The organism is Pseudoalteromonas sp. Ps84H-4 (assembly GCF_024124645.1).
Taxonomy (GTDB): domain Bacteria; phylum Pseudomonadota; class Gammaproteobacteria; order Enterobacterales; family Alteromonadaceae; genus Pseudoalteromonas; species Pseudoalteromonas lipolytica_C.
This window is the reverse complement of the sequence record NZ_JAMXSK010000030.1, coordinates 18,018-41,601: the sequence shown is the minus strand read 5'-3', so window position 1 is coordinate 41,601 and position 23,584 is coordinate 18,018. Positions and strand designations below refer to the sequence as shown.

Sequence of the window (23,584 nt, the reverse complement as noted above, 5' to 3'; positions counted from 1 at the left end):
AAGCTATACGTAAATCCGTCGATTAAAGATTACCATTCTAATAGAATGGTGGGTCATGATGGACTTGAACCATCGACCAATGGATTAAAAGTCCACTGCTCTACCAACTGAGCTAATGACCCGCTCTTTTTTCCGCAATTCGGCTGTTGTTACCAATCGCCTGCTGCGGGCGCTTATAATACTTATTTAAATGCTGAGTGCAACAGAAAATATCTCTTTTTTTAAGTTTTTATGTCTAGATGCCTAATTTTAGACCGCTTAAGTCAAAAAGCAGTCTAATCAGGTCAAATCTACATTTGCGACAGACGTTCTGTGGCTAATTTTGCAGCAGTCGTACTTGGGTACTGATTAATTAAATCATTAAAGGTTTTAAGTGCTTGCTCGCTTAAACCTTGATCAGCTAATAAGTTTCCTAACTTTAGCATCGCATCTGGGCGCTTGTTAGAATTAGGATACTCATTGACTACTTTTTTAAAGTGTTCAGTCGCACCCGCTTGATCATTTTGTATTGTTAACAACTGACCTAACCAATAATGTGCATTAGATGCATATACTGAATTAGGATAAGTCGTTAAGAATGTTTGAAACTCAGGAATCGCTTGCTCATAACGTTTATCTTTCATGATTAACGCTACAGCGCGCTCATAAGCCTCGTTTTCAGATAAGTCTGAACTAATCGCTTGCGTAGCCCCTACATCGGTATAGCTGTTTGTAGGTTGAGCTGGCGTAGCAGGTTGGCTATATGCTTGGCTTACACGATTCTCGATTTCTTGGTACAACTCGCGTTGGCGCTGAAGTACTTTTTCAAGCTTATAGCTTTGCTCTTCCGTAATACCACGAACTTGGCTTACTTCGTCTTGTAATATATTAAGCTGCTGCTGAAGCTCAGCTTGTAATAAATTACGTGACTTCATCATGTTTTCTAACGCGACTAAACGCTTCTCAATGCTCGATTGTGAGCTTGCAGCTTCTGAAACAGGAGCGGGAGCAGCCCATAACTGGGTGCTCCCGCTTAAGATCATTGCTGCCAAAATAATTTTCGGCTTCATAATGACTCTTTATTAGTAAACTAATACTGCGCGACGGTTTTTCGCGAACGCTTCTTCAGTGCGAGACTTAACCATTGGCTTTTCTTCACCATAGCTCACTACTGACATTTGGCTAGCAGAAACACCTAAGCTTTGTAAATATTTTTCTACTGCTTGACCACGGTGCTCACCTAACGCGATGTTGTACTCAGGTGTACCGCGCTCATCTGCGTGACCTTCGATTAGTACTTTAACTGATGGGTTTTGTACTAAGAATTCAGCGTGTGCTTGTAAAAGCTCAGCATATTTGCTTTGAATTTTTGCATTATCAAAACCGAAGTAAATGATTTGCTCTTGACGTAACGCTTCGTATTTTTGACGAAGTGCTTCTTCAGCTTGCTGCTCTGGAGTAAGTGTTGCAACTTCAACTGTATCATTGTTGTTTGATTGCTCAACCATACCTTGGTTAGATTGGTTTGCAGCACCTTCATCAAGATCAGAAGAAGAGCTACATGCTGCTAATGTCATCACTGGCACAGCAATTAGCAGGCCTTTTAAAGTTTTATTAAGTTGCATTTAATTGATTCCTATATTGAGTAAACCAGTAAAATTACTGTAAATAAGGCGACCAAGCCGGTGCCTTAACTTGTCCGTCTAGTACAGGCAAACGTGCTTTAAAGCGACCATCCATAGAAACTAACGCTAATACCTGTTTATTATTATGAAGCGTGCTATAGATAATCATCGAACCGTTTGGCGCGATACTTGGCGATTCATCTAGGCGTGTTCTCGTTAACACTTGGAACGCACCAGTAGCTAGCTCTTTTTTAGCAAGATGGTATCGACCGTTTGTTCGATTCACCATCACTAATTCTTTTCCGTCAGGTGAAATAGAACCTGCTAAATTCATATCACCATCAAACGTCATTCTTTTAGCTCTGCCTGTTTTTAAATTTAACTTATAAATCTGGGCATTACCACCCCTTTCAGACGTAAACACAATATCTTCACCATTTGGGAACCAAGAAGGCTCTGTATCGATGCTGCGGTGATTTGTTAGGCGTGTTTCTTTACGCGTAGCAAGGTCTAAAAGGTATACTTCGGTTGCACCATTGCGGTCTTTAGAAAGTACTAAAAGTAGCTTTTTACCATCTGGTGAAAACTGCGGTGCACCATTGATACCTTGATGGCTTGTGATTAACTCGCGCTTACCAGTGTAAAGATCTTGGATGTAAATTTGGCTTTGACGATTCTCAAAAGTTACATACGCAAGTTTAGTCCCATCTGGTGACCACGCTGGTGACATAAGAGGTTCTTTAGAGCGAAGTAGAACTTGTTCATTATAACCGTCGTAATCTGCAACAACGAGCTGATAAGGTTTTGGCTCATCATCACGCACGATAACGTAAGCAATTTTTGTTAAAAATGCGCCTTTTTCGCCAGTTAGTGCTTCGTAAACCACATCACTAATGCGGTGTGCATAACGGCGAAAACCGGTTTCAGAAATCACACTTTCACGGGCGTCTAAAATATGATCTTGGCTTTGCATTAATTTGCCATTAGCCATCATTTTTGTTTGTCCGCCAGTGATTTGCCCACGAATAACATCAATAAGTTCATATTTTACAAGGTAGCGGCCGCCTGGCTGTTGTTCTACTTGACCAACAAGCACAGCCTCAACGCCTTGGTTAACCCATGCGCCATAGTCAACATCAGCATCTTTGCCCGGTAACTGCGGCATGTTTGCTACATCGATTGGCTTAAACTTACCACTGCGCATTAAATCAGCTGCAATCACTTTATTTAATTCTTCAGGGATAGGACCAACACCTTGATATTTAAAAGGCACAACCGCAATTGGGCGAGCGCCATCGATACCATCGGTAATTACAATTTCTAAGGCAGCACTGGCAATGCCATGAAAGCCCAGTAATACAATAAAAAACGCAGTTTTTATCTGGTTAAACATATCATTCCTTTAAAATTTAGGTGCTATGGTTAAGTTTATATTTTTTAGTTGCTCAAATACGTCACGATCAGGTGATACTGGTAATGTATCTGCCATACGCACTGCACGCATTGCAGCTTCACACACTAAGGTATCACCACCAAGCGATTTTACTTGAGTCACGAGGCCATTAAAACCAAGACGTATATTAAGGCGACACTCTTTGCCTTTCATCTTCTCATCTTTTAAGAAGTTTTGCTGAATGCGTGCCATTATTAACGCTTTGTATTTTTCAACTTCGCCTAGAACTTGTTGCTGACGTACCTTGTTACGTGCAGCTTGCTCTGCTGCTAACTGTTCTTGCAGCATTTGTTCTTGTAAAGCTTGTTGACGCTTACGTTCAGCTTCTTCAGCTTTACGTTTACGCTCAGCTTCTGCTTCAGCTGCTTTACGCTTACGCTCTTCTTCCGCTTTCTTTAACGCTTCTTCTTCAGCTTTACGTTTATCAGCGGCTGCTTTTGCTGCAGCTTCAGCCTCTTGCTTTTGCTTTTCAGCTTGTTTGGCTTTTGCACGTTCTTTCTCTTGAATTTCGCGTGCTTTTTTCGCTTGTGCTTCAGCTTCTGCTTTTTCTTTTTCCTTAGCACGGCGCTGTTGCTCTAGCTTTTTAAGACGACGGTCTTCAGCTTCTCTTTGCTTACGCGCTTCATTAGCTCGACGCTCTAGCTCTTGAATACGTTTCGCTTCGGCTTGTTTTTTTGCTTCTTCTTGCTTTTTAAGCTCTGCAATTTTCTGCTCAACCTGTTGTTGATCAACGGTAACAGCAGACACAGCTTTTTCTGGTGCAGGTAACGCTGGATTAAGGTTTACTTCCATGACTTTAGGAGCTGGCATATGAAAGTTTGCACTCGCTACTAAAAAACCAACGATAGCAAGGTGCAAAATAACCGATTTTATTATTGATGCACGCATACTACTCCTCGAATGATTCAGTCATTAAACCAACAGACGGAACACCCGCGTTTTTCAAAAAGTCCATTAATAGCAATACTTCTTGATAAGAAACACGGCCAGAGCCTTTAATCATAACCGGAGTATCTGGATTTTTCTGCAGCTGTAGCTTTATAACCGCGGCCACATCAAGGGCCTCCATCGGCGCTTCAGGGTCAGTACCAATACTGACATAATATTTACCTTCGGCATCAATTGAAGCAATGATCGGTGGTGTATCTTTGGTATCAACAAGATCAGACTCTTCCATTTTCGGTAAGTCGACTTTTACACCATGGGTGATAAGTGGTGCTGTTGCCATAAATATGATTAGCAGTACTAACATTACATCAATGTAAGGTACTACGTTTATCTCCCCTACAGGGCGACGTTTCTTACGCTGATACATTCGCTTTAGCCTCTATTTGTGTAGCTGCTTGGCGGTGTAAAATATTAGCAAACTCTTCCATGAAGTTAATGTAATTACCTTCAAGCTTTTCTACTTTGTTTGCAAAACGGTTGTAAGCGATAACAGCTGGGATTGCCGCAAATAAGCCCATCGCTGTAGCGATGAGTGCTTCTGCAATACCCGGTGCAACCATTTGTAACGTAGCTTGCTTAACTTCGCCTAACGCGATAAACGCATTCATGATACCCCACACCGTACCAAATAGGCCGATATATGGGCTAATTGAACCTACTGTTGCTAAAAATGAAAGACTTGATTCTAGTTTTTCTACTTCGCGAGACAAAGCAACGCGCATAGAACGATGCGTTCCTTCCATCACAATACTTGCGCTTTGAATTGAATTTTTCTTATGACGAGCAAATTCTTTAAAACCTGCGACGAAAAGTGCCTCAACACCAGAAGCGCCTCCAGGACGGGCTGACACTTCATTATATAGTTTACTTAAATCAACGCCTGACCAAAACTTTTGCTCAAAACGCTTTGCGCCATTAAGTGCATCAGAAATCGCTTTTTTACGTTGAAAAATAATTGCCCATGACATTACCGACATACCGACTAATGCCAACATTACTAGCTGGACAAGTACACTGGCTTCTAGAATAAGATCTAAAAAGTTAAGCCCTGATCCCACGTTAAACTCCTAAAATAGATTTCTATATAATTTGTTATATTTTTTACATGCGCACTGTTTGACCATAAATGAGGCCAAAAGTTGTGCCTAGTGTATATAGTCAGTTATAAACTGACAACGCTCTTGCTGTGAATTAGCGGCAATTAACGGTAAAAAGCAAATTGCTTAGCTATTTTTTAGTCATATTAAGTTTCACTCGTCTTTTTGTGCATATTTTTACCTTAATAAAAAGTCATTACAAAAATCCTAAAAAGCTAATAAAACCTCAAAAAATAGCGCTTTTATTCAAAAAACACGCATAAACACCCAAAAGCAGTTTTGCAAATCTACTACAGAATACTTAAACTAATCCTGAATGAAGTTCATAAAATTTTTAAAACCCACTTTATTCATGAGCTTAAATATAAAAACACCAAAAAGTGAACAAAAAGCACACAACTTAAATTTTCACTCACATTAGTTTTTTTTATCTGAAAATAAAATTTTTCTAGTTTGAAGAAAAATCCTTCATTGCGTATTATTTACCTATACCGAGCTAGCAACCTCATGAAAGAGTCTTTCATTAAGCTCAGTTTTTTGCATTATGATGTTTCGTATTGCTCCAGGTTAATTTGCACAGGATAAAACCTCGTTCAAATTGACCATAGTTTCCAAGATTACTTCCTTCAACTTGTTGTTTGCCCGCATCCTTATGCGGGCTTTTTTTGCCTGAGCAAACGTCAACGAGAATACCTACAGCTAACTTAACAGCATGTGAATTACAGATGTTAAAATGATACTAAGCGGTAAGCGGTAAAACCTATCTGCTAATAAATAAAACCAAGTTACCTAAATTAAAAAAGCAGCCCTTTTGAGCTGCTCGAAACTTATAAATAAAAAACTTGTTACTAAGCTTTAGGTTTGATTATTTATCGGGTGTTAAACCAAAGTGAAGGTAGGCAATATCCGAGACAAGTCGTCCGCGTGGAGTGCGTTGAATAAAACCTTGCTGTATTAAGAAAGGCTCTATTACATCTTCTATGGTTTCTTTTTCTTCGCCTATGGCAGCAGCGAGGTTATCAAGACCAACGGGGCCACCCATAAATTTTTCGATAATAGCAAGCAAGTATTTACGGTCCATATAATCAAAGCCACTTTTATCAACATCAATCATATCGAGTGCTTGCTCAGCCACCGAAGCATTTACTTTACCGTCTGAGCGTACTTGGGTGTAATCACGCACACGGCGCAACAAACGATTTGCAATTCGAGGTGTACCACGCGAGCGCTTGGCTATTTCTGCCGCGCCTTCATCACACATGGTTAAATTTAAAAAGCTGGCAGAACGAGCAACAATTTTTGATAAGTCTTCAACAGAATAAAACTCTAAGCGCTGTACAATACCAAAACGGTCTCTTAGCGGTGAGGTGAGTGAGCCAGCACGAGTTGTTGCACCAATTAAAGTAAATGGCGGCAAATCAAGCTTGATTGAGCGTGCTGCGGGGCCCTCACCTATCATTATATCCAGCTGATAATCTTCCATCGCCGGATACAAAATCTCTTCGACTTGCGGGCTCAAGCGATGTATTTCGTCAATAAACAGTACGTCACCTTCTTCAAGGTTTGTTAAAAGTGCAGCAAGGTCCCCTGCCTTTTCGAGTACAGGGCCAGAGGTCGTTTTAATATTTACGTTAAGCTCGTTAGCAACAATGTTAGCAAGAGTCGTTTTACCAAGACCCGGTGGACCGAATATTAATAAGTGATCGAGTGCTTCACCACGGTGCCGTGCGGCCTCAATAAAAATTTCCATTTGTTGCTTAACATGCGGCTGGCCTGTGTAATCGTTAAGAAGCTTTGGCCGTATAGCACGGTCAACACTGTCTTCGTTACTTTGCTCAGATGCATCAATTAAGCGATCTGCTTCAATCATGGTTTACTCACAACATTGATTTTAGAGCTTCTTTAATTAGAACCTCGGTCGTCATATCTGGTTTATTAACTGCTTTAACCGCTTTTTGTGCTTGCGGTAATTTGTAACCTAACGCTTCAAGCGCTGAAACAGCATCATCGGCAGCATTATTTGCCACAAGTGTATTATTACTTGCAGGCTCAATAACCGCATTATCGCTAAATGGCGTAAATAAGTCATTACCCCAATTTTTAAGTCTGTCTTTCATTTCAAGCACTAAACGCTCAGCGGTTTTTTTACCAACCCCTGGCAGTTTAACCAAAGTGGTCGCATCTTCATTATTTACACACGTTACAAATTGCTGCGCCGACATTCCCGATAAAATGGCAAGACCAAGTTTAGGGCCAACACCATTGGCTTTTAATAGCTCTCTAAATAAAGCGCGTTCGGTTTTATTGTTAAAACCAAATAATAGCTGGGCATCTTCACGTACTACAAAGTGGGTATAAATAATCGCTTGCTCACCCACTGCCGGTAAATCATAAAAACAGGTCATTGGCATTTGTACTTCGTAGCCTACACCACTTACTTCAATAAGAATTTCTGGTGGCTGTTTTTCAACTAGTAAGCCATTTAATCGACCAATCATATTACTTCCTTAATCGTCCTCTTACGGTTTTGCTAGCGCTCCCCGCAAGTTTTATTAAATTTTGTTCTGAGTGAGCATGACAAATAGCAATAGCCAAGGCATCAGCAGCATCGGCTTGCGGAGTGCCCGGTAATTTTAATATATTTTTAACCATATGCTGTACTTGCGACTTATCGGCTCCACCATTACCTACAACTGCTTGCTTAATTTGTCGTGCCGAATACTCATAAACTGGCAGCTCAGCCATTGAAGCACCAACAATTGCTGCACCTCGGGCTTGGCCTAGTTTAAGTGCCGAGTCTGGATTATGTGCCATAAACACTTTTTCGATAGCAAAGCTATCTGGAGAGAATTGTTCTACCAACTGGCTAATACCTTGGTAAATCATTTTTAAGCGCACCGGAAAATCGTGATCGGCTAATTTAATGCAACCACTTCCTAAATAGGTAAACTTTGCACCTTGATGGGCAATCACACCATACCCTGTTAATCGTGAACCAGGATCAATTCCTAAAATAATCGCCAACTAACTGACCCGTCTATTATCATTATTATCTGCAGTTAATAATGCCAGAGCACTGTATAAATTACCAGTAACCAATTGCAATTCATAAAAAATGCCCGCAATTGCGAGCATTTTTCACACAGCTTTCTCTTATGCCAGCGAGCGCAATAAGCCTTGAGTATTTTTGCGCATTGTTCTGGCTATCATTAAATAACCCAAACATGCCACAAATAAGCCCCCTACCGCAGGGCCAATTAACCAAATATGCGGATGCAGTTTGCCTGCTAATTCAAACATCTGCCTTTGTACTATTAATAATGCAACATCACTAACAATGGCTGCGACTAAGCCTGCTGTGACCCCTAATAGTAAAAACTCATATAAGGTGGCGTTTTTAATTAAGCGACCTTTCGCGCCTAAGGTTCGCAAAATAACTATCTCTTGCATACGCTCGCCTAAACTTGCTTGTACTTGTGAAATAAGCACTAGAGCACCACAGGCAACAACAATTGCCAACACAAACCCTATCGCTAACGATACTTGCTCTATGGTTGAGCGGATTTGCTTTATAAAGCTTTCAACATCAATCACATTAACCGTTGGGTACTGGCGCATTAGCTCATTAAACTCGCGCTTTTTATCTGCTTTTACATTTACCGATGAAATATAAGTAGCAGGGAAACTCGCCAATACATCAGGACTTAGAATAATAAAGAAGTTCGGCTTTAATGTTGTCCAATTAACCTTGCGCACACTGGTGATTTTGGCATCAAACGATTGTGCACCAATCAAAAAGGTTAATGTGTCACCTAATTTAACATCAAGGCGTTCAAGCATAGACTCTTCAACTGAAGCTTCAGCGACAGAATCTTTTGTGAACCATGTGCCGTCAATAAGCTCATTTTGACTTGGTAAATCTTCACGCCAAGTTAGGTTTAGCTCACGACCAATACCTGAACGGGCTTCTTCATCTTTCTTTTCATTGTCTTCTTGTGAGACTTCACGAGCTACCAACTCGCCATTAACGGCGTTTACGCGGCCACGGACAACCGGATAAAAGTCAGAGGTTGGCATATCTCGCTCTGCTAAAAAGCTCGTAATTGGCTCTAGTTCTTGCTCTGTTATATTTACTAAAAATGAATTGGGCGCATCAACCGGTAATTGCGATTGCCAGTCAGAGATCATGTCGTTCTTAAGTACAATTAAAAACAGCAACAGTTTGATAGCCAAAGCAAAACTAATCAATTGCACAGCATTCACATTGGCGCGTTTTTGGATAGACGCAATCGCCAAAGACCAGCTATTACCAGGGCTTAAACCGAGCTTTCGACCGCCACCAAATATAACCTTTGATAAACCAAACAACACAGCAATTAAAAACGCTGTAGAGAGAAACAAAATAGCGCTTATTTTAATATTATTACTAAATAACCACATCAGTAAAAATACAGTAAGTGCCGACATAGCAAGGTGTATTTTACTGACCAATAAACGATCGCCTAAGTTTCGACGCAGTACGCGCAGCGGCGGAATATCAAATAAATCGAGTAATGGTTTAATCGAGAACATAATTGCACAAATTAAACCTGTGCTAATTGCAATAATCCACGGTTTAGCCGATGCACTAGGAAGTACTGAGCCCATGCTTTGTGCTAGATAATCTGTTGCAATGGCTTGCAATCCATAACCAATCAGCAAACCAACGATCACCGACATTGAACAAACAAGGCTCAAATGAAGTAAATATATTTTACGGATCATAGCACGGCTACCGCCGAGTGTTTTCATCATGGCAACAGGGTCGTATTGGCGTTCACAATAGCGCTTTGCCGATACCGCGATAGCCACAGCAGCTAATATAATGCCAAGTAATCCTGCCAATAATAAGTAGCTTTCGGCGCGGTTTAAGCTATTAGAAATAGGCGATTGGCGGTCTTTAACGCCATACCAACGCTGGTTTTCTTTCATTTGAGGTTTTAACCAGCTATAAAAATTTTCGATATCGCTTTCGTCCCCAGCATACAACTGGCGGTAAAACACTCGACTACCCGGCTGAATAACCTTAGTTTTTGCAATATCGTCTTCGTTAATTAAAATACGTTGGCTACTAGAAAACACATTAAACGGTGCATCGGGCTCTTCAGCTACAACATGACTGGCAACAAAAGTGGCGGCTCCTAACTCTACTTTATCGCCAACTTTAATATTAAGCGCATAGAACACCGACTCACTGAGCCAAACTTCACCGCGAGTTGGAATGTCTTCAGTTACCTGAGGCTCAGCAGTTAAGCTAGATTTTATCTTTAGCTCGCCTTTTAATGGATAAGTGTTTGATACCGCTTTAACCGAACCCAACTGCATTTCGTCACCAGCAAATAGCATGGTATCGAAATAGGTTATTTTTGCGGTGCGAATGTTATCTTGGGCGGCTTTATCTAAAAACTCAGCAGGTAAAGCATGGTTACTTGCTAAGACACGATCTGCAGCAATAAAGGCACTGCTTTTTTGCTCAATACTTTGACCGATACGGTCAGTAACCATAGATAAAGTTAAAACAGTCAGTACAGCTAAAGCTATGGCTGCACTGATCACTGTTAACTCACCGCGCTTAAACTCACGTGAAAACAGTTTTAGTGCTAATTTAGCCCACATTCGCTTGCACTCCTTCGCTTTCTTTTACTGTTACTAATTGCCCTGCTTCAATATGTAATATTTGCTGGCATTTTTGCGCAAGCTGCTCATCATGGGTTACTAAAATAAGTGTCGTACCGTGTTCTTGATTAAGTTCAAATAATAACGACTCAATGAGCTTACCGTTTTTACTATCAAGGTTGGCTGAAGGTTCATCGGCAAATAAAATTTTAGGTGTACCAATAAATGCACGAGCTATCGCTACACGTTGCTGCTCACCGCCCGACAATTGCGACGGGTAATGGCCAACACGATGACTTAGCCCTACTTTTTCAAGTAGCTCAAGTGCTTGTTGTTTAGCATTTTTGCTTCCTGCAAGTTCTGCCGGTAGCATCACGTTTTCTAGAGCTGTTAAACTTTGCACGAGCATGAAAGATTGAAATACAAAACCTACTTTCTCTGCGCGAAGTGCAGCACGTGCTTCCTCATCTAATTCGTGTAATGCAGCACCATCTAAATGAATACTGCCATTGGTTGATTGGTCAAGGCCGGCTAATAAACTTAATAAAGTAGACTTACCCGAACCAGATGTGCCCACTACCGCAACCGAATCTCCTGACTTGACATTAAAGCTGATGTCACTGAGGATGGTGAGGTCGCCCTCAACCGTGGTGACCGTTTTAGAAAGTCCTTTAACTTGAATAATGTTTAATTGAGAAAGCGCTGACATATGATGCATCCAATCCTACGTTTTATATTCGTTTTACTGTTAGTAATCAAACCACTTACGGCAGCAGCTGACAACACAATTTTAATTTTAGGTGACAGTTTAAGCGCCGCTTATGGCCTTAAACAAGAGCAAGGCTGGGTTAAATTGTTACAAGATAAGTACGATGAAAAAGACCAATCTGTATACCTAGTAAACGCCAGTATTAGCGGTGAAACCACAGGCGGTGCGTTAAGACGGCTCGATGCATTACTAACCGAGTTTGAACCTACGCACGTGCTTATAGAGCTTGGCGGAAATGACGGTTTACGCGGTTTTCCAATCAAGCGCTTACAAGCTAACCTACGTGATTTAATAGCAAAAAGCCAACAAACTGGGGCGAAAACCGCCGTAATGGAGGTACAGATCCCACCAAATTACGGCCCGCGTTATACCAAGCTTTTTACCGACAGCTTTAAAACCATTGCCAATGAAACAAATTCAGAATTAATGCCATTTTTTATGATCGATATTGCTGGCCAACCAGAGCTTATGCAAAACGATAACTTACACCCTAACGCCGATGCTCAACCATTAATACGCGACTTTATGTACAAAACGATCAACGATTGGCTAGATTAACCGCCAGCCTAATCACTTTATAATTAGAGCTGGACAATAAACAGCCAAACAAACCGCAGGTGTATTGATTTTTATAAAAAAAGCCGTACTATGGCTTGCAACGTCGGCATATAGCGCAGCTTGGTAGCGCACTGTCATGGGGTGTCAGGGGTCGCAGGTTCAAATCCTGCTATGCCGACCATTTTTCTACCCCCAAACTCCCGCACTATTATTTATCCCTCTGTGCTTCAAACTCCTTAAAAATACTGTTCACATTCACTTTTGCGCCTAGCTTTGCAGCGATTAAAAACAGGCCTGCTAGTTTTCTGTGTACGAACAGAGCATCTACGGGTGGTGCGTGCCAATGCTCTGAGGCGGTGCTCATTTTTAGGCCGAGCTCTTTAATGCGTTTTGGTAAGTCGCTATTTGCAAAATCATAATCACCTTGGTAACGCAGTGGCTCGCAGGCGAGGAGAAATATATCAACGACATTATCTATATATTCTTGAGCAAGCCCTTGTTGAAAATAGCCAATTTGCTGTGCTGCTGTTGCAACACCTGCTCTATCGTTAGTATTCGCGGCAGATAATAACTGGTAGTAACCAGCACTAATATGCTGAGGTAGTTCGCGGGTTGCACCAAAATCTAAAAGTACTAAGCGTTGATTGTCAATTTGATATTGATAATTGGCAAAGTTTGGATCTGTTTGAACTAGTTTAAAGCTAAATAGCTCCTGTAAAAATAAGCTTAGTAACTGCTGAGCTGCTTTATTACGTATCGTTTGCTCTGCAGTTGCAAGTGCTTCTAGCTCTTGTCCTTCAACAAAACTCATGACTAATACTTGAGAAGAGCTCAGCGAATCTACAATATTTGGAATCAGGTAGTTTTCATCACCCTTTAAACACTCGCTGTAGCATTTTAAATACTTGGCTTCTAATTCATAGTCTGCTTCGTTTATAAGTTGTTGTTTTGCTTCATCGATAAGAGGCTGTATTTCTACCTCTTTGGGTAATAAGCCACTGAGCTTAAGAAGGTAAGCTAAGTTATCAACATCACTGGCGATGCCTTTTGCAATACCTGGGTATTGCACTTTTACTGCTAACTTTTCGCCCGATTCACGGTAGGCAATATGCACTTGCCCTATTGATGCCGCAGCAAATGGCCTAAGTTCAAAATGCGATAATTGTTCTAGCCACGCATCGCCCCAGTGCTCTCGCATCACTTTGACTAGTTGCTTTTGCGGCATAGCTGTCGCTTCTGCACGCAGCCTTGCTAAAATTGCAGATAGCTCAGGAGTGAGTAATTCACCGCTATCCATAGATAACAGCTGGCCCAATTTCATTGCAGCCCCACGCAGGTTTGCAAGCTGCTCTGCAAAGCGCTGAATATTTTTAGGCTGTAACAATAACCCTTGTCGTGATGTTTGCTTGCCAGCCGCCCATGCTTTTGTGCCTTCAAACAACATATTACCCGCCACTTTACTAGCTAAAGAGCCAAGCCGAACAGCGCGTGAAAACCGTGATGTTGGCACAGACTTTTGTTTATTACTCATAATGTTTCACACTATTAACTTAATGCTTTGAATACGTTGATTGCTCGGTTTTAGATCCACTTTAGCTTTTACAATCTTTTGCCCATTAGCATAAAACTAAAAAAGCCGCATGGTTTCCCGATGCGGCTATTTATTTAGATTAACAACTTAATAAATCGTTTTATTGAGTGTTACTGCTTACCAGACATCAACTGTTCCATCAGTTGGCTAAAGTCAAAGCTCGCTGCTTTTTGCAGTGGTGGATATTCAGTCAATGACTTAATGTGTTCACCAAGTAGATGTTGCACAGGCTCATTTAGCCATTGCTTAGCTTGCACAATGTCTGAACGGTCTGTTAAGCCATCAAAGCTTTCAAACGGGTCCATACGTAAGTTATAGATGATCGGGAACTTTTGCTTCTCATACTGAGCGTAATAGTTTTCGCTCGTTTCAAAATGAAGTTTCCACTGCTTATAACGCACAGCCTTGATGCTTGATTCGTAATAATAAAGGAAACTATCACGCGCACTTTCGTCTGTTTTACCTAACCAATAATCTAAGTTATTTACGCCATCAATCGGTTGCTTATGCTCTTTAAGGGCTTTTTTCGCGATATTTGGTTCACCCGCTGCTGCTGCAAGGGTTGTGTAAATATCCATATGCGATTGAATACCCGTTAGTATCGTATTTGCAGGGACTTTACCTGGCCAACGAACAATCATAGGAACGCGTACGCCGCCTTCGTAAGTTGTCATCTTTTCACCACGGAAAGGTGTTGTACCGCCGTGTAATCGAGCGCTGTGCTCAGGACCATTATCTGTTGAGTAAATAACGATAGTGTTATCAAGTACACCCATATCATCTAGCGCAGCCATTAACTCACCCACTTGCTGGTCATGTTCAATTAGGCCACTGCCGTATAAATCATGCTCTGTGGTGTACTCTTCAGCTAAATAACGACTTTCGTCACTTAAACGCGTATACATGTGCATACGACTTGGGTTAAACCAAACAAAGAAAGGTTTATCAGCTTTTTTTGCACGCTTGATAAAATCTAGGCTAGCAGCCATAAACTCTTTATCTACGTTTTTCATACGTTCGCGAGAAAGCTGGCCGGTATCTTCAATTTTTTGTTTACCTACTTTACCAAAACGTGGATCAACCGTTTTATCATCTACATTAGTTGCGTAAGTATGTAAAACACCTCGCGTACCATACTTTTTGAAAAATTCAGGGTCTTTTGGATAATCACGTTGCTCGAATTCTTCTTGCGTATTTAAGTGATATAAGTTTCCAAAAAATTCATCAAAACCATGAACGGTTGGTAAGTGCTCGTTGCGATCACCTAAGTGGTTTTTACCAAATTGACCTGTAGCGTAACCTTGCTCTTTAAGAACCTCAGCAAGGGTATAAGAGCCCGCTTTTAAACCAAGCTCTGCGCCTGGTCTGCCAACAGTTGTCATGCCACTACGGATTGGGTACTGGCCGGTAATAAGGGCAGCGCGACCAGCAGTACATGATGGTTGTGCATAGTGATCGGTAAACATTGCACCTTCATGGGCAAGTTTATCAATATTTGGGGTTTTATAACCCATTGTACCTAGGCCATATGCACTGACGTTTTGCCAGCCTACATCATCGGGGAATATTATGAGGATATTGGGCTTATCTTTAGCAAAAGCGACAGAGCTTGCTAAATACAAAGCAGCAGATGCTACGGCGAGTAGTTTTTTCATAACAGCAGTCCTTCGTGTATTGTAATAAAATACTATGTGATTTAGTTTTAAAACTGATAGTACCTATTTTTAGTTTACTAAACATACTGCTTACCGCAATTAATTATTATCAAAAAATAAAAAAAACCGCATGGTTTCCCAATGCGGTTTCATAAAATGACTAAAAATTAAGCCTATTTAATTACTTCTAAGCCACCCATGTATGGACGTAATACTTTTGGCACGATAACTGAGCCGTCTGCTTGTTGGTAGTTTTCTAAGATTGCTACAAGGGTACGACCAACCGCTAAACCTGAACCGTTTAGTGTGTGAAGTAGCTCTGGTTTTTTCTCGCCTTGACGACGGAAACGCGCTTGCATACGACGTGCTTGGAAATCAACCATGTTTGAACATGATGAGATTTCGCGATAGGTGTTTTGTGCAGGTAACCAAACTTCTAAATCGTAAGTTTTTGCAGCACCAAAGCCCATATCACCTGTACATAAAATCACTTTACGGTATGGCAGCTCTAATGCTTGTAAGATTTGTTCAGCGTGACCTGTTAGCTCTTCTAGTGCTTGCATTGAATCTTCTGGTTTTACTAGTTGTACTAATTCAACTTTGTCGAACTGGTGCTGACGAATAAGACCACGGGTATCACGGCCATAGCTACCCGCTTCACTACGGAAACATGGTGTATGTGCTGTTAAACGAATTGGTAAGTCGCTTTCGTCGTAAATTTCGTCACGAGCACTGTTAGTAAGCGGCACTTCCGCTGTAGGAATTAAGCTGAAACCTGGTTGTTGTTGACCGTCGTCATCCACTAAACCTAAAGTGTGGAATAAGTCACCAGCAAACTTAGGTAATTGGCTTGTGCCGTATAAGCTTGCGCTATTTACTAGGTAAGGCACATACATTTCTGTATAGCCATTTTGCTCTGTGTGCGTATCAAGCATAAACTGCGTAAGAGCACGGTGCATACGTGCAACTTGACCGCGCATAACGGTAAAACGTGCACCACTGATTTTAACGCCCATTTCAAAGTCTAGGCCGTTAACATCTTGACCAACATCAACGTGATCTTTTACTTCAAAGTCGTATGACTTAGGCGTACCCCATGTTGAAATCTCAACGTTTTGATCTTCGTCTTCACCAACAGGTACTGATTCATCAGGTAAGTTTGGAATAGCAAGTGCAATTTGCTTAAGCTCTTCTAACACTGCATCTTGCTCTGCTTTAACGCTGTCTAGTTGGTCGCCAAGATTACTAACTGAATCAAGCAGCTGTTGTGCTTTTTCGTGCTCGCCTTTCGCTTTTGCTTGGCCGATAGCTTTGGAACTTGCATTACGCTCGCTTTGAAGTTCTTGCGTTTTTACTTGTAATGTTTTGCGTTTTTCTTCAAGAGCAGTCACTGCTGCAATATCAAGCTCGAAACCACGCGTTGCTAAACGTGCAGCCGCTTGTTCAATATCTTGACGTAAATATTTAGAATCTAACATGTTCGATTTTTAACCTTTTTGCATTACCAGCTGAAGGCCCAGCCAAGCCATAAATATACACACCACCACGTTTAAGGTGATATTGAGGGCCATTTTAAAAAAGTGACCTTGTTGCAATAGCAACAACGAATCCATTGAGAATGTTGAAAAGGTGGTCAATGCACCTAAAAAGCCAATACCAATTAAGGTTTTAGCTGGGCTAACAGCGATTATTTCTTTTTCAATCAAGCCGTACAAAATGCCCATTAACAATGAACCAAGAATATTAACTGTCAACGTGCCAAAAGGGAATCCCCTACCGAGCAGTTTTAGCATGGTTTCGCTAAGAAAATAGCGTAAACATGCTCCCGATGCACCACCTAGCGCAATCATCATGTAAAGTTGCAAACTATTCATAACGTTTAATATCACTTTGCTCGTTGCGCTGAGTTAAATAGTCCAGCTTTTGTTTGATTTTTTGTTCAAGTCCACGTTCGGTTGGGAAGTAATACTGGCGATCATTAATTGCTTCAGGGAAGTACTTTTCGCCAGCCGCAAATGCACCTTCTTCATTGTGAGCATAACGATATTCAGCGCCATAACCTAAATCTTTCATTAAACTTGTTGGTGCATTGCGTAAATGCTCTGGCACAGGATAACTCGGCTCATTTTTAGCGTCTTGCAGCGCTTGATTAAACGCCATATACACAGCGTTACTTTTCGGAGCACTGGCTAAATAAATGGTGGCTTGTGCAATAGCGCGCTCACCTTCACTTGGGCCAACACGTTGAAAAATATCCCACGCATTGAGTGCGACTTCCATTGCTCGCGGGTCGGCATTGCCAATATCTTCTGTAGCAATCGCTAATAAGCGCCTAGCTACATAAAGTGGGTCGCCGCCACCGGCTAAAATACGGCAATACCAATATAAAGCGCCATCAGGTGAACTTCCTCGTACTGACTTATGAAACGCTGAAATCAAGTCGTAGAGCTCATCGCCACCTTTGTCGTATTTGGCTAAGTGAGTTGGCAGTACTTGGCTTAAAACATGTTGATCAACAAGGTATTTGCCCTGTTGCTCCGTGGTTAAATCAACGGCTTGTTCTAACAAGTTAAGTACTTTTCGCGCATCGCCATCACTTGCTTGGCAAAGCGCCTGTTTGGCGTTATCGGCAATGTCTATGTGTTTTTGGCTAAGCTCTACGTCTTCACGCAAGGCGCGCTCAATCACGGTAAATAAATCGGTTTGCTCAAGTGCTTTTAGAACATACACACGGGCACGAGACAATATCGCGTTATTGAGTGCAAATGATGGGTTTTCGGTGGTTGCGCCAACAAAAATAAAGGTGCCATCTTCGATATGTGGTAAGAATGCATCTTGCTGAGATTTATTAAAGCGGTGCACTTCGTCTACAAATAATAAAGTGCGTTGTCCTCGCCCAGCAAGGTTTGCTTTCGCTTCGCTTACTGCCTCACGAATATCCTTCACGCCTGCTGTAACAGCCGACATTTGAATAAGGCTTGCATCGGCATGGTTAGCAATAATTTGCGCTAATGTAGTTTTACCAACGCCTGGCGGCCCCCACAAAATAAGACTGTGGCATCGGCCTGCAAGAATCGCTTGGTAAAGAGGTTTATCGGGGCTCAATAGGTGCTGCTGACCTATGTAGTCATTCAGTGTTTCAGGTCGCATGCGCGCCGCAAGTGGGCGCACATCAGGGCCAAAATTAAATCCGAGGTTACTCAAGCCTTAATCACCTTGGCTTTGGTCGTCAACTTCCACGCCCTCAGGAATGGTAAATTCAAATGTTTGAGCTGCAAGCGCTTCGTTTACTTTGGCATCTTTAAAGGTGAATAAAGATTGCTGACCAGAGGTGTCTAATACAGTTAGTGATGCAAGACCTTGCTCTTTAGCATTAAAGCTAATATCTAACTTTTCAACTTGGCTCTCAACGCCTTTGTTTGGCGTGACACTAAAGCCTGCATCAGTTGCCACAACTTGGTATTTTGCCCACTGCTCAGGATCTTTTGAGGTCAACAATACAAACGGTGTTGAATCAATTAGGCTGTGGGTATTCATAATGGTTACTTGTTCAGCAAAGCTGTCGAAGTAATACGTTTTGTCGCCATTAGATACAAACAAGGTGTCATCTGGGCTTTGTTGTTGCCAGCGGATCATCATAGGCTGTTGAAGGGCAATGTTCCCCTCACCTTGCATGATAGCTTCACCTTGAGAATCGGTCACCTGCTGTGAAAACTCTGCTTTAAAACTTTTAATTGCAGCCAGTTGTTGTTGCAACGCTTCGCTGTCGTCTGCAAAACTTTGACCGCTTAATAAACAACCCATAATTAGGGCTAGGTATTTAATTTTTTTCATTAATTTGCTCCACCATTTGGCACTAAGACTTCGCGAGCACCGTTATGACCCGGTGCGCTAACAATGCCTGATGTTTCCATTTGTTCAACTAAGCGAGCTGCGCGGTTATAACCTACGCGAAGCTTACGCTGTACACTCGATACCGACACTTTGCCGGTTTCAATTACAAATGATACTGCTTCATCGTAAAGCGGATCTGACTCTTCATCACCGTCTTCACTGGTTTCTCCAGGTAGTAAAATTTCTTCTGTGGCATCACCACTTAAAATTTCATCTATATAATTTGGTTTACCACGTTTTTTCCAATCATCTACAACCGCGTGAACTTCGTGGTCGTCTACAAACGCGCCATGTACACGCACTGGCACACTGGTACCCGGCGGTAAGTAAAGCATGTCACCCATACCCAGTAAGTTTTCGGCACCTTGCTGATCTAAAATGGTACGCGAGTCAATTTTACTTGAAACTTGGAACGCCATACGCGTTGGAATATTCGCTTTAATTAAACCTGTAATAACGTCAACCGATGGGCGCTGTGTTGCTAGCACTAAATGAATACCTGCAGCACGAGCTTTTTGTGCAATACGAGCAATCAGCTCTTCCACTTTTTTACCCACGATCATCATCATGTCGGCAAATTCGTCTATCACCACCACAATACTTGGCAATTTACCAAGCTCTTCAGGGCCATCGGCCATGCCATCTGTGTCTTTAAAAAGTGGGTCTAAAATAGGGTGACCCGCTTCTTTCGCATCAAGCACTTTTTGGTTGTAACCTTTTAAGTTACGCACCCCAAGCGCCGACATTAGCTTATAACGACGTTCCATTTCACCTACACACCAACGCAATGCATTGGCTGCTTCTTTCATGTCGGTAACAACTTCACATAATAAATGTGGGATGCCTTCGTACACCGAAAGTTCAAGCATTTTCGGGTCAATCATGATCATACGAACATCATCAGGGCCCGATTTGTACAGTAAGCTTAATATCATTACATTAACGCCCACTGACTTACCTGAACCTGTGGTACCTGCAACGAGTAAATGCGGCATTTTGCCAAGGTCAGCACATACTGGCTCACCAGCAATGTCTTTGCCTAACACCATGGTGAGTGGTGATGGGTTTGATTCAAATTTAGGTGCGTTAATAACTTCACTTAGACGCACGATTTCACGGTGTTTGTTAGGTAGCTCTAAACCAACATAGGTTTTACCCGGAATAACCTCTACAACACGAACACTCACAGCAGACAGTGAACGCGCTAAATCTTTAGCAAGGCCAGTGATTTTAGCTACTTTAATACCCGGCGCTAAATCAAGCTCAAAACGCGTTACTACCGGACCTGGGTACACACCCACAACTGCAGCTTGAATGTTAAAATCAAGTAATTTGGTTTCAACTAGACGCGAAATACCATCAAGCTCTTCTTGCGATAATGGGTTTTTCGCTTTATCTGGGCGGTCTAATAAATCAAGTGATGGTAACGGGTTTGTAGGCGGCTGCTCATCTAGTAAGGCTTCAAACTTTTCTTTTGCCGTTGGCGGTGGCTGGTACGCAGGTTTTGCCTTAGGCATTGGGCGCGCAGGCGACACAACCGTTGTTACAGGTTTTTCTGGCTCAACGACCGGGCTTTGATCAAGCGCATTAAGTGCCGATACAGTATCGAATGATTCGTCATCAAGCGCACTAAAGCCAATTTCTTGGTCAAGAATATCGTCAAGCTCATCAAAACCTTCAAATTCATCATCACTATTGCTTGGCTGTTTTTTCTGTGTTTGTGATGGCTTTGTTGCTGGCTCGTCTATGTCATCGAAACCTATAGCTGGGTTGCTATCTTGCTGTTCAAAGTTAGCGTCAGGCTCGGCTGACGTTGGTTTAACCGCTTCTCTTTCGCGATTTAACCATGCAGAAAACTGCGCGCGTAAGAAGTAGAATATTTTCATCACCCACTTACCAACAAAGTCAACAAACTGAACCCAAGAAACTCCAGTTAGTAGCGTTAGGCCGGCAAAAAAGAAACACAACAATAAAATAGAGGTGCCAGTGAAATTAAAAGTTGGCATCATGGCTGTGGCAATCACATCACCTACTACCCCGCCCGATGAAAAATTATATATGTCATCAAAATTGATGCTACTAATTGCCGTGGCTGAGGTAATGAATAATGCAAAGCCAATGACTCTTAGAGCAAGCGTGGTGTAGTCAAGCTGTAAAATACGATGAGGTTGTTTAAACAGTAAATAGCCAAACAGCTGAATGGCTACCGGCACAAGATAAGCTAGCCAGCCAAAACTAAGCAAAAGGATATCCGCAATCCATGCACCTGCGGTGCCGGTAATATTCTTAACATTAACAAATTCACCGGTTTGCGACCAAGAAGGATCGGCTGGATCAAAACTGATTAATGCACATAAAATAAATACTGCTGCAAAGGTACTAATAATTAGCCCCGTTTCTAACAGTCTTTGAACACCATTTAGGCGCATAGCTCCCTATTCCTTATTATTCTTTACTCATCGATTAGCAGTGAAATACCTTAGCAGGAAATGCCGTTTGATGCACTTTATCTTAACCTTGATGGACTGATAATGAACAAGTTTTTGTTACTCAATGTGTATTTTAACAGTTTAGGCAATATATGGGCGAATAATGACCCCTTGCTCACCTTTTACTTCTTCCATTACCACATAGGTCCGGCTTTCACTGACATTAGGTAGTTTTAGTAGAATATCCCCTAAAACATTTCGATATTCCGACATGTCGTTTACCCGCGTTTTTAATAGAAAGTCGAAATTACCTGATACTAAATGGCATTCAATAATTTCATCGTGCTTTTTAACTGCAGCGTTAAATTCTTCAAATACATCGGGTGATGTTTTAGTGATAGTCACTTCTACATAAACCGACAAACCTTGCCCGAGTTTTGCTGGATCTACCACGGCTTTATAACCGAGTATGTACCCTTCCCTTTCGAGCTTTTTTACCCGCTCTAAACAGGGTGTTGCACTTAGGCCTACACGCCTTGCCAGCTCTACGTTAGAGATCCGACCATCGAGCTGTAATTCCATTAAAATTTTACGGTCAATTCGGTCGAGTAATTGGTGCATAAGACAAACCAGAGTTTTAAACTGTTAAAATTAATTTTTTAGATTATATCACTAGAATCCAACTTAAAAAAGGTGAGACACACTGGCATGTCATGAATATAATAGTCAAAAATTTTATCCCGTTCTATTAAGGCGAAAAACTATGATTATTGGTGTACCTAAAGAAATTAAAAACCATGAATACCGTGTAGGTATGGTTCCTGCGAGTGTTCGTGAACTAGTAAACCATGGCCACCAAGTGTTTGTTGAAACTGATGCAGGTATGGGCATTGGCTTCACTAACGAAGATTATGTTGCAGCTGGTGCTGAAATTTTACCAACCGCTGCTGACGTTTTTGCTAAAGCTGAAATGATCGTTAAAGTAAAAGAGCCTCAAGCTGTTGAGCGTGCAATGTTACGCGAAGACCAAATTCTATTTACTTACCTTCACTTAGCACCGGATCTTCCACAAACTGAAGACCTAGTTAAAAGCGGCGCAATCTGTATCGCTTACGAAACTGTAACTGACGCTCGTGGCGGTTTACCTCTTCTTGCTCCTATGAGTGAAGTTGCTGGTCGTATGTCTATCCAAGCTGGTGCACAAGCGCTTGAAAAATCAAACCACGGCCGTGGTATGTTACTGGGTGGTGTACCTGGTGTTGAGCCAGCAAAAGTTGTTGTTATCGGTGGCGGCATGGTTGGTCGTAGCGCAGCGCAAATGGCAGTTGGCCTGGGTGCTGACGTTGTTGTTCTTGACCGTAACATCGACGTATTACGTGCATTAGACGCACAGTTCGGTAACAAAGTTAAAGCTATTTACTCTACTGCTGACGCACTAGAAAAACACGTATTAGAAGCTGATCTTGTGATCGGTGGCGTACTAATCCCAGGTGCAGCAGCGCCTAAACTAGTGACAGCTGAGCACATCAAAGCAATGAAGCCTGGTTCTGCTATCGTTGACGTTGCGATCGACCAAGGTGGTTGTATCGCTACTTCTAAAGCAACAACTCACGCAGATCCTACTTACATCGTTGATGACGTTGTTCACTACTGTGTTGCTAACATGCCAGGTGCTGTACCACGTACTTCTACGTTTGCACTTAACAACGCAACATTACCGTATATCATCAACCTTGCTAACAAAGGCTATAAGAAAGCGCTTCTTGATGATGCACATTTCTTAAAAGGCTTAAACGTGATCAAAGGCCAAGTTACTTATAAAGAAGTAGCTGAAGCTTTCAACATGGAATATGTTGACCCACGTACAGCGGTTGAAAATGCTTAATTAGCATTGTGAAACAAAAAAAGCAGCGAATCGCTGCTTTTTTTAT

General features: G+C 41.8%; 21 protein-coding genes and 2 tRNA genes. 3 read left to right on the top strand and 20 right to left on the bottom strand.

Annotated features, from left to right (window positions below):
• Nucleotides 1-46 precede the first annotated feature (46 nt).
• From NH454_RS19835 to NH454_RS19780, 12 genes are all read right to left on the bottom strand, one after another.
• Nucleotides 47-122, bottom strand: a tRNA-Lys gene (locus tag NH454_RS19835).
• 168 nt (nt 123-290) lie between these two features.
• On the bottom strand, nt 291-1,049 hold the full coding sequence (ybgF, locus tag NH454_RS19830; protein ID WP_135925058.1) for a tol-pal system protein YbgF: 759 nt from the start codon (nt 1,047-1,049) through the stop codon (nt 291-293).
• Nucleotides 1,050-1,061: 12 nt separating this feature from the next.
• Entirely contained in the window at nt 1,062-1,604 is a 543-nt protein-coding gene (gene pal / locus NH454_RS19825; protein ID WP_135925061.1) for a peptidoglycan-associated lipoprotein Pal, read from the bottom strand.
• 34 nt (nt 1,605-1,638) lie between these two features.
• A complete protein-coding gene (gene tolB, locus NH454_RS19820; RefSeq protein WP_135925063.1) occupies nt 1,639-2,997 on the bottom strand; it encodes a Tol-Pal system beta propeller repeat protein TolB in 1,359 nt (452 codons plus the stop codon).
• Between the two features lie 9 nt (nt 2,998-3,006).
• The gene (gene tolA / locus NH454_RS19815; RefSeq protein WP_135925066.1) at nt 3,007-3,945 is read right to left on the bottom strand and encodes a cell envelope integrity protein TolA; all 939 of its coding nucleotides are present in this window, start codon (nt 3,943-3,945) and stop codon (nt 3,007-3,009) included.
• 1 nt (nt 3,946) lies between these two features.
• Entirely contained in the window at nt 3,947-4,372 is a 426-nt protein-coding gene (gene tolR, locus NH454_RS19810) for a protein TolR (protein ID WP_135925068.1), read from the bottom strand.
• Nucleotides 4,359-5,063 (bottom strand): protein TolQ, encoded by a 705-nt coding sequence (gene tolQ, locus NH454_RS19805; RefSeq protein ID WP_135925071.1) that lies wholly within the window; start codon nt 5,061-5,063, stop codon nt 4,359-4,361. Before tolQ ends, tolR begins: the two co-directional genes overlap by 14 nt.
• 904 nt (nt 5,064-5,967) lie before the next feature.
• Nucleotides 5,968-6,972, bottom strand: a complete 1,005-nt coding sequence (ruvB, locus tag NH454_RS19800) for a Holliday junction branch migration DNA helicase RuvB (RefSeq protein ID WP_135925074.1) — start codon at nt 6,970-6,972, stop codon at nt 5,968-5,970.
• 7 nt (nt 6,973-6,979) lie between these two features.
• The gene (ruvA, locus tag NH454_RS19795) at nt 6,980-7,600 is read right to left on the bottom strand and encodes a Holliday junction branch migration protein RuvA (protein WP_135925076.1); all 621 of its coding nucleotides are present in this window, start codon (nt 7,598-7,600) and stop codon (nt 6,980-6,982) included.
• Nucleotide 7,601: 1 nt separating this feature from the next.
• Nucleotides 7,602-8,126, bottom strand: a complete 525-nt coding sequence (gene ruvC / locus NH454_RS19790; RefSeq protein ID WP_054561285.1) for a crossover junction endodeoxyribonuclease RuvC — start codon at nt 8,124-8,126, stop codon at nt 7,602-7,604.
• Nucleotides 8,127-8,255: 129 nt separating this feature from the next.
• Nucleotides 8,256-10,757: an FtsX-like permease family protein gene (locus NH454_RS19785; RefSeq protein ID WP_253040053.1), complete on the bottom strand. Its 2,502-nt coding sequence runs from the start codon at nt 10,755-10,757 to the stop codon at nt 8,256-8,258.
• Nucleotides 10,747-11,466 (bottom strand): ABC transporter ATP-binding protein, encoded by a 720-nt coding sequence (locus tag NH454_RS19780; protein ID WP_135925082.1) that lies wholly within the window; start codon nt 11,464-11,466, stop codon nt 10,747-10,749. Before NH454_RS19780 ends, NH454_RS19785 begins: the two co-directional genes overlap by 11 nt.
• Here NH454_RS19780 and NH454_RS19775 point away from each other — a divergent pair, their 5' ends adjacent.
• Together NH454_RS19775 and NH454_RS19770 are read left to right on the top strand one after the other, a co-directional pair.
• Nucleotides 11,467-12,084: an arylesterase gene (locus NH454_RS19775; RefSeq protein WP_253040052.1), complete on the top strand. Its 618-nt coding sequence runs from the start codon at nt 11,467-11,469 to the stop codon at nt 12,082-12,084.
• Nucleotides 12,085-12,188: 104 nt separating this feature from the next.
• A tRNA-Pro gene (locus NH454_RS19770) sits at nt 12,189-12,265 on the top strand.
• 27 nt (nt 12,266-12,292) lie between these two features.
• Here NH454_RS19770 and NH454_RS19765 read toward each other — a convergent pair.
• From NH454_RS19765 to lrp, 8 genes are all read right to left on the bottom strand, one after another.
• On the bottom strand, nt 12,293-13,615 hold the full coding sequence (locus tag NH454_RS19765) for an AarF/ABC1/UbiB kinase family protein (protein WP_253040050.1): 1,323 nt from the start codon (nt 13,613-13,615) through the stop codon (nt 12,293-12,295).
• A gap of 170 nt (nt 13,616-13,785) precedes the next feature.
• Entirely contained in the window at nt 13,786-15,330 is a 1,545-nt protein-coding gene (locus NH454_RS19760; RefSeq protein WP_135925089.1) for an arylsulfatase, read from the bottom strand.
• A gap of 173 nt (nt 15,331-15,503) precedes the next feature.
• On the bottom strand, nt 15,504-16,808 hold the full coding sequence (gene serS / locus NH454_RS19755; protein ID WP_135925091.1) for a serine--tRNA ligase: 1,305 nt from the start codon (nt 16,806-16,808) through the stop codon (nt 15,504-15,506).
• Nucleotides 16,809-16,817: 9 nt separating this feature from the next.
• Nucleotides 16,818-17,204, bottom strand: coding sequence for a fluoride efflux transporter CrcB (gene crcB / locus NH454_RS19750; protein WP_253040048.1), 387 nt, complete (start codon nt 17,202-17,204; stop codon nt 16,818-16,820).
• Nucleotides 17,197-18,534, bottom strand: coding sequence for a replication-associated recombination protein A (locus NH454_RS19745; RefSeq protein ID WP_253040046.1), 1,338 nt, complete (start codon nt 18,532-18,534; stop codon nt 17,197-17,199). The genes crcB and NH454_RS19745 overlap by 8 nt, the downstream gene beginning before the upstream one ends.
• Nucleotides 18,535-18,537: 3 nt before the next feature.
• On the bottom strand, nt 18,538-19,164 hold the full coding sequence (gene lolA, locus NH454_RS19740) for an outer membrane lipoprotein chaperone LolA (RefSeq protein WP_253040044.1): 627 nt from the start codon (nt 19,162-19,164) through the stop codon (nt 18,538-18,540).
• On the bottom strand, nt 19,164-21,653 hold the full coding sequence (locus NH454_RS19735) for a DNA translocase FtsK 4TM domain-containing protein (protein WP_253040042.1): 2,490 nt from the start codon (nt 21,651-21,653) through the stop codon (nt 19,164-19,166). Before NH454_RS19735 ends, lolA begins: the two co-directional genes overlap by 1 nt.
• A 141-nt stretch (nt 21,654-21,794) precedes the next feature.
• Nucleotides 21,795-22,274: a leucine-responsive transcriptional regulator Lrp gene (lrp, locus tag NH454_RS19730; protein ID WP_063704651.1), complete on the bottom strand. Its 480-nt coding sequence runs from the start codon at nt 22,272-22,274 to the stop codon at nt 21,795-21,797.
• Between the two features lie 142 nt (nt 22,275-22,416).
• Here lrp and ald point away from each other — a divergent pair, with 142 nt between their 5' ends.
• On the top strand, nt 22,417-23,538 hold the full coding sequence (gene ald / locus NH454_RS19725) for an alanine dehydrogenase (RefSeq protein WP_135925100.1): 1,122 nt from the start codon (nt 22,417-22,419) through the stop codon (nt 23,536-23,538).
• Nucleotides 23,539-23,584 lie beyond the last annotated feature (46 nt).